Origin of the sequence: Paenibacillus sp. S25, assembly GCF_019454085.1 — a bacterium.
Lineage (GTDB): Bacteria > Bacillota > Bacilli > Paenibacillales > Paenibacillaceae > Paenibacillus > Paenibacillus polymyxa_B.
Window position 1 is genome coordinate 2,201,320 of the sequence record NZ_CP073683.1, and the last position, 13,338, is coordinate 2,214,657.

The following is a 13,338-nucleotide window of genomic DNA, read 5'->3' on the forward strand; positions in this document are numbered from 1 at the left end:
TGGCAGGTGTATAACCTCTCACTACCCTTTTTTTAAGGAATAAAGCACGGTATACCACTGAAAATCAAATTTGGAGGGAAATAATATGGCAGTTAATGCTAGCGCAGTAAAAGAGCTTCGTGAAAAAACAGGCGCAGGAATGCTGGATTGTAAAAAAGCGCTTGAAGAAGCAAACGGTGATTTGACAAAAGCGGTTGAAGTTCTGCGCGAAAAAGGACTTGCAGCTGCAGCCAACAAAGCAGGTCGTATTGCTACTGAAGGTGTTGTTGAATCCTACATTCATGCTGGTGGCCGTATCGGCGTACTGGTAGAAGTAAACTGCGAAACAGACTTCGTAGCTAAAACAGACCAGTTCAGAGATTTTGTACGCGACATTGCAATGCATATCGCTGCATCGAACCCTCGTTATGTTCGTCGTGAAGAAGTGCCACAGGAAGAAATCGAAAAAGAAAAAGAAATCCTGAAAGCACAAGCTCTGAACGAAGGTAAACCAGAGAAAATCGTTGAGAAAATGGTTGAAGGCCGCATTGGTAAGTTCTATGAAGAGTTCTGTTTGTTGGAGCAATCTTTCATCAAAGATCCGGACAAAACAATCTCTACGCTTATCAACGAAAAAATCAGTACAATTGGCGAAAACATCTCCCTGCGTCGCTTTGTTCGTTTTGAACTGGGTGAAGGTCTGGAGAAAAAAGAAGACAACTTCTACGAAGAAGTTATGTCTCAAGTGAAACAATAATTACCAACGAACGGTAATTGCATATGGAAGAAACGGAAATGGAACACATCAGTGTTCCTTTTCTTGCAACAGGACACCTATCCTGTTACATAAAGTATAAATGATATTGGAGGGTGATCATTTGGAAAAACCTGTGTTTAAGCGTGTTGTTCTGAAAGTTAGTGGTGAATCGCTGTCAGGTCCTAACGGTTACGGTATTGATGCGGATACGATTGCGTCCATTGCCGAACAAGTCAAAGATGTGGTGGAACTGGGAGTAGAAGTTGCTATCGTGTGTGGTGGCGGTAACATCTGGCGTGGTATTGCTGGAAGTGCCAACGGAATTGACCGGGCCACGGCAGATTACATGGGTATGCTGGCAACAGTGATGAACTCACTGGCCTTACAGGATGCTTTGGAACAGATTGAAGTACCTACGCGTGTACAAACATCCATTGCAATGCAACAGATTGCAGAACCTTACATCCGCCGTAGAGCTATCCGTCATTTGGAAAAAGGTCGGGTTGTAATTTTTGCAGCAGGTACAGGTAATCCTTTCTTCTCGACTGATACTACTGCTGCACTGCGTGCCGCTGAGATTGAAGCGGAAGTGATTCTGATGGCTAAAAATAAAGTGGATGGCGTATATTCTGCTGATCCATTTAAAGATAGCACAGCTGAGAAGTATGAGCAGCTTACGTATTTGGATGTGCTCAACAAAAATCTCGGTGTCATGGATTCTACTGCTTCCTCGTTGTGCATGGATAACAATATTCCGTTGATTGTCTTTGCTATTACAGAGCAAGGTAACATTAAACGTGTCGTGCTGGGTGAGAAAATTGGTACGATCGTCAAAGGGAGTGTAAATTAATGCCACAATCTGTGAAAAAGAGTGCTGAGGAGCGCATGCAAAAAGCAATCCAAGCATTGCAACGTGATCTTGCATCTTTGCGTGCAGGACGGGCGACACCAGCTTTACTGGACCGTGTGCAGGTAGAGTATTATGGTGCAATGACTCCAGTCAACCAGCTGGCGAATGTCAATACACCTGACAGCCGGACCTTGATGATTCAGCCTTGGGACAAATCTTCCTTGGCCGATATCGAGCGCGCTATACAAAAATCCGATTTAGGTTTGACACCTTCGAATGATGGCAACACCATTCGTCTGAGCATTCCTGCTTTGACGGAGGAGCGCAGAACTGACTTGGTGAAGTTGACGAAAAAGAACGGTGAAGAAGCGAAGGTCGCTATTCGTAACATTCGTCGTGATGCAAATGATGACATCAAAAAAATGGAGAAAAGTGATATTTCCGAGGACGAATCTCGTAAATATCAGGAAGATATCCAGAAAACAACTGATAAATTTATTGCTGAAGTGGATAAAGTTTTAGCTGCAAAAGAAAAAGAAATTATGGAAGTTTAAAAGATTGGCAGCCCCTCCCTTACGGTGGGGTTTGTCTCTTTTCAAGCCTGAGGCACATTTTCAGAGAATGCTGGAGGAACTGGAATGATCAAACGGGTTCGGTCTTGGTGGAACGGGGAACAAAAACAGCAAACACCGGCCATTTCAAAAGATAATATTCCGCAGCATGTTGCTGTCATCATGGATGGGAACGGCAGATGGGCCAAACGGATTGGAATGCCGCGGATTGTAGGGCACCAAAATGGAATGAAGGCAGTGAAACGCACAGCAATTGCGGCGGATGAACTGGGTATTAAGTATTTGACTTTGTTTGCATTTTCAACTGAAAATTGGACGCGTCCAAAGGACGAAGTTGATTTTCTAATGCGCTTACCGCAGGAATTTCTGGCTATTGAGCTAGATGAGCTGATTGAAAAAAATGTGCAAGTGCGTATGATGGGAAATAAGGAACATTTACCTTCCCATACCGTTGAGGCGCTGACTGAAGCGACTCGACGAACTGAAAATAATACCGGACTTGTTCTTAATTTTGCATTAAATTATGGTAGTCGGTTGGAAATCACAGAATGCATGCAAACATTGGGCCGTCAAATTGCGGATGGGAAGCTTAAAGCAGAAGATATAACATCTGAGCTGATCGGTAATACGTTGCTTTCTAGTGGTATGCCAGACCCTGATTTACTGATTCGAACAAGCGGTGAGCTTAGACTTAGTAATTTTATGCTCTGGCAGCTTGCCTACAGTGAGTTGTGGTTTACTGATATTTATTGGCCTGAGTTTAAGAAAGAACACTTATACGAAGCAGTGATCGAATATCAGCAAAGAACACGGCGGTATGGCGGACTGAAGTAAATGGAGGATGAAAGCCGTTGAGACAGAGATTAATTACCGGTATTCTGGCAGGCATATTCTTTTTGGCGATGGTCCTGTGGGGCGGCTTGGCCTACCATTTGCTTATATTGGCGATGGCCCTAATCGGATTTTATGAGTTCGCACGAATGGCGCAGGTATCTCCTTTTGGAGGTACAGCAATACTTGGATACGTAAGCATATTTGCTTTTGTATTCCCATATGAACCTTTTGGTTTGCACTCACCCTTACCCATTGCCAGTATGTTTTGGCTGGTAATGATAGCTTTTATGATCATCACGGTAGGAACGAAAAATAAAATCCCAATTCAAACGGTAGCTATACTATTCCTCGGTACCGTTTATATAGGGTTTGGATTTTCGTATATAGCGGAATCACGTCATATGGAACATGGACTGTTATGGACTTTTTTATTGTTGGCTTGTATTTGGGCAAGTGATGCAGGGGCGTATTTTGTAGGCAAAATGGCAGGGAAGACGAAACTATGGCCTGCGATCAGTCCAAACAAAACGGTCGAAGGATCCATTGGCGGCATTGTTTTAGCGTTGGTTATAGCTCTTGTATTCGCTGGATTATCAGATGGACTGCTGCCATGGGGCAAAGCCATCGGCATCGGTTTGTCATGTGCAGTTGTGGGACAACTGGGCGATTTGGTACAATCTGCATACAAACGAGTGTACGGCATTAAAGATTCCGGTAATCTGCTGCCAGGGCACGGTGGTATACTAGACCGCTGCGACAGCTGGATTGTCGTTTTTCCATTTGTACATATGCTGATGCTGCTTCCATGAGTCTGTTGATTACAGTTTATGCTCAGGCTTAATCTCTATGCTGCTCACTCTGCGCTACTAGAAGGATGGAACCAGTAGCATAGTTGCCTGAATAACAAACAATGAGCTCCTGGATAAAAGTGATTTTCAGGATAGGAAGGTGCATCATGAAAAGAATTACGGTACTTGGTTCAACCGGATCTATTGGAACTCAAACGCTGGATGTAGTGTCCATGCACCCGGATCAGTTTACTGTTGAGGCTTTAGCAGGTGGTTCTAATATAAAGTTACTTGCTGAGCAGGCGCATCTCTATAAACCCAAAAAAGTGTCTGTGGGTACTCGGCAGTTGGCGGATGAAATTCGTCCTTTACTGCCTTCTGGAATGGAACTGTATTGGGGAAATGAAGGACTCGTTGAGCTTGCTGCGAACACAGAGGCGGATATGGTTGTGACGGCTGTAATGGGCAGTGTCGGATTGCACTCCACGCTGGCCGCGATTGAGGCTGGAAAACAGATCGGTTTGGCCAATAAGGAAACACTGGTTACTGCTGGTCATCTGGTCACAGCGCGGGCTCGGGCGAAAGGAGTGCCGTTGCTGCCGATTGACAGTGAGCATTCAGCTATTTTCCAATGCTTGAATGGTGAGCGTATGAAAGATGTGGCACATATTACCCTCACAGCATCAGGGGGTTCTTTTCGAGATTTGACAAGAGAACAGTTGCTTGAAGTTACAGTGGAAGATGCACTCAAGCATCCCAATTGGTCAATGGGGGCCAAAATTACGATTGATTCAGCAACGATGGTAAACAAGGGGCTGGAAGTCATTGAGGCGCATTGGTTATTCGGACTTGATTATGAGCAGATTCATGTGTTGCTTCATCCAGAAAGCATTATTCATTCCTATGTTGAGTTTCAGGATACAAGCATTGTTGCTCAACTTGGGAATCCGGACATGAGAGTACCCATTCAATATGCATTGACTTACCCTGAGCGTATGAAGTCCCCGGCGAAGCCGTTGTCACTGGCTGAAGTGGGTAGACTCCATTTTAAGGAAATGGATTATAATCGTTTTCCTTGTTTAAGGCTTGCCTTCGAATGTGGTAAAATGGGTGGTACAGCACCGACCGCATTTAATGCTGCTAATGAGATTGCTGTTGCCCGTTTCCTGCGTGGAGAAATTTCTTTTCTGCATATTGAAGCTATTATTGAACGTGTGCTGGAGCGGCATGTCAATGTGGCTAATCCTGATCTTTCTGCGATTGAAGCCTGCGACGGAGAGACTCGTAGCATAGCTGCGGGGTTGTAGGCTAATGTTGGGTTAGAAATGAAATGTGATTCTCTTGTGCGGGATCGGAGAATAATGATAATCTAGGAAGACAAACTCGATCTCATTGAAAGGGGAACGGAAACGATTGGAAACGATTCAAATAGTGTTGATGACGGTGCTCATGTTTTTCGTCATAGTGACGGTGCATGAATGGGGGCATTATTATTTTGCCAAACGCGCCGGGATTCTGGTACGGGAGTTTGCGATCGGTTTCGGTCCGAAACTGTTTTCTTATAAAAGAAACGAGACGCGATTTACGCTGCGTTTGTTGCCGTTCGGTGGCTTTGCCCGCATGGCGGGAGAGGATCCGGAGGTCAATGAAATTGAGACCGGACAAACGATTGCTGTACGCGTAACGGATGACGTCGTTAAAACCATCTATCTAGATCAACTAGATAATCGCAAGAATGTGGTACGCGGCGAAGTGTTGGATATTGATTTGGAACAGTCGTTAACTTTAAAATTGGATGTAGATGGCGAAGATCAGCAATACACTGTACACCCGCAAGCGATGATGGTAACCAAAGGACAATCCATTCAGATTGCACCAAAGGATCGGCAGTATGGGAGTAAAACAGTAGGACAGCGTGCGATGGCTATTTTTGCTGGACCACTGATGAATTTTATACTTGCCTTTATTCTGTTTGGTCTTCATATTCAGATGGTCGGCATACAAGTGGACAACCCGACTTATGTCCAAATTAGTGAAATTACAGCAGGTATGCCCGCTGCTGAAGCTGATTTGCATAAGGGAGATATCATCGAATCGGTGAATGGAATAGCCATTGGTGCGAATGTTGAAAACATGATCAAACTGATTGCGGATTCTCAAGACAAGCCGATGAAGTGGACGGTTCGCCGTGATAATGAGACCTTTGATCTTACTATTACACCTCGTGCAATGGAAGGACAAAAGGGTGGCAAGGTGGGCATTGTGCCTGAACTTCCAAAACGCCAAGCAGGTGTGGGTGAAACGTTCAAATTTGCCGGACAATCTATGGTCAGAACGACCGATATTATTTTCCAAGGATTTAGCCAGCTCATTCAACGTTTTTCTATCAATGACTTGGGAGGCCCGGTACGTACTTTTGAAGTGACGGGGCAAATTGCTAAGCAGGGGATTGAGCAGTTGACGTATTGGACTGCTATAATGAGTCTTTATCTGGGGATATTTAATTTATTGCCTATTCCGGCGCTGGATGGAAGCAGACTTGTTTTCCTTGGTGTGGAGGCGGTAAGAGGACGTCCCGTTGATCCGAGCAGGGAAGGAATGGTCCATTTCGTTGGTTTTGCTATGCTATTCCTGCTTATGATTGCGGTCACGTATAACGATATTTTACGCTTAATTAATGGTTAATTAGAGACGGACTTGTATAAAAATGGTCTATATGGGAGGACATGCATTTCTATGTCGAATGATAAACAGTTTGTCGAGGAAATTACGCCGCAGAGCGAAGATTTTTCCCGATGGTATATTGATGTTATTAAAAAAGCAGAACTGATGGATTATTCCCCTGTTCGCGGGTGTATTGTATTCCGACCCGATGGTTTTGAAATTTGGGAGCATATCAAGGAAGCAATGGACGTGCGCTTCAGAGAAACAGGCCATCGTAATGCCTATTTTCCAATGTTCATTCCCGAAAGCTTTTTTCAAAAGGAAAAAGAGCATGTCGAAGGGTTTAATCCTGAACTACCTTGGGTAACCGAAGCTGGTGGAGAAAAGCTGGAAGAGCGTCTTGCAATACGTCCGACTTCGGAAACCATGATAGGTCATATGTACTCTAAATGGATTCAATCCTATCGTGATCTGCCGGTGCTTATTAACCAATGGGCTAACGTAGTGCGTTGGGAAAAACGCACGCTTCCTTTCTTGCGCACAAGTGAATTTTTGTGGCAAGAAGGTCACACGGCCCATGAAACAGAAGAAGAAGCACGTGAAGAAACGATGAAAATGCTGGAAGTATACCGTGAGGTTATTGAGGAAGTTCTAGCTATTCCAGTTATTACTGGACAGAAAACACCTTCTGAAAAGTTTGCAGGTGCGAAGGATACATTTTCACTGGAAGCGATGATGAAGGATGGACGGGCGGTACAAGCTGGGACTTCCCATTACATGGGGACTAATTTTGCCGTTGCATTTGACATTAAATATTTGAGTCGTGAAAACAACCTGGAATTCGCGCATACGACTTCATGGGGAACAAGTACACGTTTGATCGGCGCACTGATTATGGTCCATGGAGATGACCGTGGTCTAGCATTGCCTCCTAAAGTTGCGCCTACGCAGGTTATTATGGTTCCAATTGGACCACCTAAGAAGCGTGATGCGGTTATCGCTCGTGCAGATGAACTATTTGCTGAGTTGAAACAAGCGGGAGTGCGTGTTAAAATGGACGACCGCAGTGATGTAAGCCCAGGCTGGAAATTTAATGAATATGAAATGCGCGGTGTTCCGGTTCGTATGGAAATCGGGCCTCGTGATATGGAAAACGGCGTCTGTGTGCTCGTATCCCGTATCAGCGGTGAGAAAAAAATCGTGCAGCAGGATAATCTGGTTGAGGAAGTACACGCGATGCTCGCACAGGTACAGCAGGAAATGTTTGATCGTGCGAAAAATTTCATGGAAGAAAATTTCTATTCCGTCGATACGTTGGACGAAATGAAGACTCTCATGGAAGAAAAACGCGGTTTTACTTTGGCAGGTTGGTGCGGATCCGAAGAATGTGAAGACAAAGTTAAAGAAGTAACAGGTGCTACAAGCCGTAACATACCGTTTAAAACAACTGAGCAAAAGTCCACATGTTTGTGCTGTGGCAAACCTGCCAAGCATACAGTAGTGTTCGCACGGGCGTACTAATATAGAAGTAGGGCAATATCACTATACTCACTTCATTCTTTTCGCTGACATGGTAGCTGTTACGGGACAATGTTCCGAAGGATCTATGTCGTTGTGAGGAGGATTAAAGAGGGTTACGAAAAGCTTTTGCGGTCGGAGATGTTTTTGACGCAGAAGCTTTTCATGTTTTCAGAATGGTAGATTTGAAATTGGGGGGAGAGCCATGGGCGGAGCTGAAGAAAAGAGAAAGCGGCTGGAACTGCTGATGAAGCAGGTTGTGATGCCAACGGGAGTGGTTGAACCTTATTTTTTGGACGGTTGGATTGAACAAGTGGAGATTAGCCGTACTAATAAGGATTGGAATATCACTATTGCCAAGGAGACACTGGTCCCCGCTCAGGTGTATCGTACGTTCTGTATTCAAGTACAGGAAAAAATGAGTCACATCGCAAAAATTACGTTCCGGTTTCAGTATAGTGAGCAGGTTCAGCCGAGTGATATCATTAGTGAATACTGGAAACTTTTTCTAGAGTGGGTACATCGTGAGATTCCTTCTGTTAACGGTTGGTTAAATCGGGCTGTGCATGAGTGGGAAGACGGTCTATTATTGCTAACGATGAGCGACAGTATGTCATTGGAACTGGCGCGTAAAAAGCAGATAGATCAAGCTATCATCAAATTTTACAATAAATATTTCGGGCTCTCTATGCGCATTAAAGTCCAGGTGGGTGAAAGTAACCAGGAGGCATTACAGCAATTCCAAGAGAAGAAGATGCAGGAAGAACGCGAAGTTATTCAGCAGATGATGGAAAGTATGGAATCCGAAATGCCGCCTTTGGATGAAGAAGAAGGAGACGTACGGCTTCAATTTGGTTATGACATCAAAGAACCCGCTGTTCCGATGCAAGATATTCAGGACGAAGAAAAGAAAGTCACCTTACAAGGGACAATCTTCGGTTTGGATAGTAAAGAATTGCGCAATGGCAGTACGTTGTTTACGTATTATTTGACCGACTTTAGTGATTCCCTGCAAATGAAAATGTTTGCTAAAACTAAAGAAGATCTGAAGATCCTCAGTTTGTTGGCTAACGGGAAATGGGTCAAAGTGCGGGGGCGAGTTGAATATGATCGTTTTATGCAAATTCCCGAGCTGGTTATGATTCCTTCCGATCTAGTTGAAGTACAGGCTCCACCCACACGTAAGGATAAGGCAGAGGAAAAACGGGTTGAGTTCCATCTACACACAAAGATGAGTGCAATGGATGCTGTCGCCTCGATTGATCAATACGTCAAAACAGCCGCCAAATGGGGGCACAAAGCGATTGCGGTCACCGATCACGGTGGTGTGCAATGCTATCCTGACGCAGCAAAAGCAGCAAAGAAAAACGGAATTAAAATGATCTACGGTATTGAGGCCAACGTGGTTAATGATGCCGTTGAGGTTGTAATGCAGGCACAACCATTAAATTTGAAAACAGCGACTTATGTCGTTTTTGATATTGAAACCACCGGTTTATCGGTTACACAGAATAAAATTATTGAGATTGCGGCTGTAAAAATGCATGATGGCAAAGAAGTTGATCGTTATGCTACCTTTGTCAATCCGCATGAGCGTATACCATATAATATCCAGCAACTGACCAACATTAACGATGAAATGGTCAAGGATGCGCCGGATGTAGAACCTGTTATGAAGGAGTTTGTAGCTTTTGCTGGCGATGCTGTATTGGTTGCCCATAATGCGCGATTTGATGTCGGCTTTATCCAGGCCACCCTTCGAAATATGGGTTTGCCTGAAATGACCAATCCGGTACTGGATACGCTCGAACTGGCTCGTTTACTGTTTCCAACGATGAAAAACCACCGTCTGAATACGCTGACGACCAAATATAAGGTGGCGCTCGAAAGCCATCACCGGGCCATTGACGATACAGTCGCACTGACTGAAGTGCTGAATGGCTTGCTGAATGATGCGGAACAAATTAAGGGTTTAAAAATGCTCGATCGTCTGAATGATTATGTGGGTAAGGATTTATCGACCGTTCGTCCTTTTCACTGCTGTATTTATGCCCTCAACCCGATTGGTAAAAAAAATCTGTACAAGCTGGTTTCGATGTCTCATACCGAATATTTCAAGCGTGTGCCTTGTATTCCTAAATCAAAATTGTCAGAAATGAGAGACGGATTGCTTATTATTTCTGGCTGTGAAAAAGGAGAGTTCTTCGAGGCTGTGTTGAACAAGTCCGAGGAAGAGGCTGAGGAAATTGCACAGTTTTATGATGTGTTGGAGATTCAGCCTTTGACAATGTATATGCATCTAGTGGAAAAGCAACTGGTAAGCGGTCCTGATGCTCTGAAAACGGCGATACGCAAAGTATGCGAAATTGGACGGCGACTTGATAAGCCCGTAATTGCCACAGGTAATGTTCACTATTTGGAAACTCGAGATAAGCTGTACCGTGATATTACAATACACGGCATTACGGGATTTAGCCCGCTAAAAGATATTCGTAAGCCAGATGCGCATTTACGCACCACAGACGAAATGCTGGCAGAATTCGAGTTTTTGGGCGAGGAGAAAGCCTATGAAGTCGTTGTGAAGAATACCATTGAGCTGGCGGATCGGTTTGAGGAGCTGGAGCTGTTCCCTGACAAGCTGTTTACACCTTTGCTGGATGGAGCGGACGAGGAAATCCGCAACACTTGCTACGAGACGGCTAAATCCATCTATGGTGAGGAATTGCCCGAGGTGGTTGTAGCCCGCCTTGAAAAAGAACTGGAGCCGATTATTAAATACGGTTTCTCTGCCAACTATCTCATTTCCGAGCGTCTGGTTAAAAAGTCTAATAAGGATGGATATCTGGTAGGTTCACGGGGTTCTGTTGGATCTTCTGTGGTCGCTACCTTTCTCGGAATTTCCGAGGTTAATCCACTGCCTGCACATTATATTTGCAATAATCCTGATTGCAGACATAGCGAATGGATTTTGGACGGTAGTGTGCCGAGCGGATTTGACTTGCCGGACAAAAACTGTCCGAACTGTGGTGGCAAATTGAAGGGTGAGGGACAGGATATTCCGTTTGAAACGTTTCTTGGGTTTAAGGGAGATAAAGTTCCCGATATTGACTTGAACTTCTCTGGCGAATATCAGCCTGTCGCACATAACTATACGAAAGTATTGTTTGGTGAGAAAAGTGTATTCCGTGCTGGAACCATAGGTACAGTTGCCGAAAAAACTGCCTTTGGCTTTGCAAAGAAATATGAAGAGGCGCATCATAAAAAATGGCGTGGGGCTGAGCTGAACAGGCTGGCTTCGGGCTGTACAGGGGTCAAACGTAGTACAGGGCAACATCCAGGCGGAATTGTCGTTGTTCCCGATTATATTGAGGTCGAGGATATTACGCCGGTACAGTACCCGGCCGATGATACGAGCTCGGAATGGAAAACAACGCATTTTGATTATCACGCTTTTGATGCGAATTTACTCAAACTCGATATTCTGGGTCATGATGATCCGACCATGATGAGGATGCTTCAGGATTTGACCGGTGTCGATCCTACGACCATTCCAATGAATGATCCTAAAGTGATGAGCATGTTCAACTCCACGGAGGCGCTCGGTGTAACACCCCAGCAAATCCGCACGCCTGTTGCAACCTATGGTGTACCGGAGATGGGAACGAAGTTTGTACGCCAAATGCTAGTAGAGTCGCAGCCAAGTTCTTTTGCTGATTTACTGCAAATTTCCGGACTGTCTCACGGCACGGGCGTATGGTTGGGGAATGCACAGGAACTGATTAAGAATAATACCTGCAACATCAAGACTGTAATTGGTTGCCGTGATGATATCATGTTGTTTCTGATTTACAAGGCAGGGATGGACGCAGGTCTGGCCTTTAAAATTACGGAGAGCGTACGTAAAGGTAAGGGGCTTAGTGCCGAATGGATTGAGGAAATGAAAAAATGCAAGGTGCCACAGTGGTACATTGATTCCTGTCTGAAAATCCAGTACATGTTTCCGAAGGCGCATGCTGCAGCCTATGTTATTTCAGCAGTGCGCACAGCGTACTTTAAGCTGTATCATCCGATTGAATATTATGCGACTTACTTTTCAGTACGTGCAGCTGATTTTGATATTGAGCTGTGCTGTCAGGGATATGATGCAATCGCGCGGAAGATTGTCGAAATCGAGCAGCTCGGCTTTCAGGCACCGCCCAAAGAAAAAGGGATGCTTCCGATCTTGGAAATGGCCCTAGAAATGACGGCTCGCGGGTTTAGTTTTAAATCCATTGATTTGTACCGTTCCGAAGCTACACGCTTCAAGGTCGATGGAGATTCACTCATTCCGCCATTCGGAGCTCTTCAGGGAATTGGAGACAATGCAGCACGTAACATCGCAGCCTCCCGTGAACAGGGTGAATTTTTGTCTGTCGAGGATTTTCAACAAAAATCGAAGGCAAGTAAAACCATTGTCGAAATGCTATCCCAGTTGGGATGCTTTCGAGGTCTGCCAGAGAGTAATCAGCTGTCTCTGTTTTAATCCGAACTAGAGTAGTCAAGCTCTGGCACTTGTCACATAACTATGGTTATGTTATAATTTTTTTGGTAATCATGGAGATAAAACCGTTGCTAAAAGAGTGGGGAAACCCACTCTTTACTGTTTGATATACAGTTACAACGTGAAAAGGTTATTTTTGGGCACGAAACCGGTACGCCGGTTTATTTGCAGTGAGCCCGAAATGAACATTACATCAAATGAAAATGAAAATGCCGGTGATGGAGAAGCATTGTCCATGGCAATAGGGCGTCTTTTTTTCACCACAGGAAAGTTCACTTTTGGAGGTTATAATCTTTGAGCACACCAAAGATCAAATCAGTAGTAGAAGAAATGGCCCAACCTTACCTCGATGAGCATGGTTTTGAACTGGTCGATGTCGAGTATGTCAAAGAGGGCAGCAATTGGTTTCTTCGCGTTTTTGTAGACAAAGACGGAGGAATTGATCTGGACGACTGCAGTATGATCAGTGAATATCTGGGTCAAAAGTTGGATGAAAATGACCCTGTTTCTACAGCATATTTTCTGGAAGTGTCTTCACCAGGCGCCGAAAGACCGCTGAAAAAGGCGGAGGACGTTACTAAAGCGGTAGGCAAAAACGTATTCGTTACTACATACGAGCCGATCAACGGCCTGAAGGAATTCGAAGGTCGTTTGCTTTCTTTTGAAGATGGGGAACTCACCGTTCAAAGCGGACAAAAGAAGCATGTTATACCTTATGACAAGGTAGCTGGTGCAAGGCTCGCGATCATATTTTAATTCAGATTTGACTGTTGCTGTTTGACATGTACTACATGTTTTTTTTACCTCGTGTGCCGACCAGTACGCAGGTGCATCAT

10 protein-coding genes are annotated in these 13,338 nt (G+C 44.6%); all 10 read left to right on the top strand.

What is annotated here, in order from left to right; genetic code table 11:
• Nucleotides 1-85: 85 nt before the first annotated feature.
• Entirely contained in the window at nt 86-736 is a 651-nt protein-coding gene (tsf, locus tag KAI37_RS09735) for a translation elongation factor Ts (protein WP_013309917.1), read from the top strand.
• A gap of 121 nt (nt 737-857) precedes the next feature.
• Complete coding sequence (gene pyrH, locus KAI37_RS09740; protein ID WP_013309918.1) at nt 858-1,586, top strand: UMP kinase; 729 nt, start codon at nt 858-860, stop codon at nt 1,584-1,586.
• Nucleotides 1,586-2,140: a ribosome recycling factor gene (gene frr / locus KAI37_RS09745; RefSeq protein ID WP_023988209.1), complete on the top strand. Its 555-nt coding sequence runs from the start codon at nt 1,586-1,588 to the stop codon at nt 2,138-2,140. Before pyrH ends, frr begins: the two co-directional genes overlap by 1 nt.
• Nucleotides 2,141-2,224: 84 nt before the next feature.
• Complete coding sequence (locus KAI37_RS09750) at nt 2,225-2,992, top strand: undecaprenyl pyrophosphate synthase (protein ID WP_071640519.1); 768 nt, start codon at nt 2,225-2,227, stop codon at nt 2,990-2,992.
• A gap of 17 nt (nt 2,993-3,009) precedes the next feature.
• Nucleotides 3,010-3,801: a phosphatidate cytidylyltransferase gene (locus KAI37_RS09755; protein WP_076292659.1), complete on the top strand. Its 792-nt coding sequence runs from the start codon at nt 3,010-3,012 to the stop codon at nt 3,799-3,801.
• Nucleotides 3,802-3,947: 146 nt separating this feature from the next.
• Complete coding sequence (locus KAI37_RS09760) at nt 3,948-5,087, top strand: 1-deoxy-D-xylulose-5-phosphate reductoisomerase (protein ID WP_023988212.1); 1,140 nt, start codon at nt 3,948-3,950, stop codon at nt 5,085-5,087.
• A gap of 106 nt (nt 5,088-5,193) precedes the next feature.
• Nucleotides 5,194-6,465 carry an RIP metalloprotease RseP gene (rseP, locus tag KAI37_RS09765; RefSeq protein ID WP_220031139.1) on the top strand — a complete coding sequence of 424 codons (1,272 nt, stop codon included), beginning with the start codon at nt 5,194-5,196 and terminating at the stop codon, nt 6,463-6,465.
• A 51-nt stretch (nt 6,466-6,516) separates the two neighbouring features.
• Complete coding sequence (proS, locus tag KAI37_RS09770; RefSeq protein ID WP_013309924.1) at nt 6,517-7,965, top strand: proline--tRNA ligase; 1,449 nt, start codon at nt 6,517-6,519, stop codon at nt 7,963-7,965.
• A 202-nt stretch (nt 7,966-8,167) separates the two neighbouring features.
• Nucleotides 8,168-12,484, top strand: a complete 4,317-nt coding sequence (locus KAI37_RS09775) for a PolC-type DNA polymerase III (RefSeq protein WP_220031140.1) — start codon at nt 8,168-8,170, stop codon at nt 12,482-12,484.
• Nucleotides 12,485-12,796: 312 nt separating this feature from the next.
• Complete coding sequence (gene rimP / locus KAI37_RS09780) at nt 12,797-13,258, top strand: ribosome maturation factor RimP (protein WP_013309926.1); 462 nt, start codon at nt 12,797-12,799, stop codon at nt 13,256-13,258.
• The last annotated feature ends 80 nt before the right edge of the window (nt 13,259-13,338 follow it).

Excerpts from the sequence above, each read along its gene's own strand:
- tsf (WP_013309917.1), top strand. The coding sequence starts at position 86 with ATGGCAGTTAATGCTAGCGCAGTAAAAGAGCTTCGTGAAAAAACAGGC.
- frr (WP_023988209.1), top strand. The coding sequence starts at position 1,586 with ATGCCACAATCTGTGAAAAAGAGTGCTGAGGAGCGCATGCAAAAAGCA.
- KAI37_RS09750 (WP_071640519.1), top strand. The coding sequence starts at position 2,225 with ATGATCAAACGGGTTCGGTCTTGGTGGAACGGGGAACAAAAACAGCAA.
- KAI37_RS09760 (WP_023988212.1), top strand. The coding sequence starts at position 3,948 with ATGAAAAGAATTACGGTACTTGGTTCAACCGGATCTATTGGAACTCAA.
- proS (WP_013309924.1), top strand. The coding sequence starts at position 6,517 with ATGTCGAATGATAAACAGTTTGTCGAGGAAATTACGCCGCAGAGCGAA.
- KAI37_RS09775 (WP_220031140.1), top strand. The coding sequence starts at position 8,168 with ATGGGCGGAGCTGAAGAAAAGAGAAAGCGGCTGGAACTGCTGATGAAG.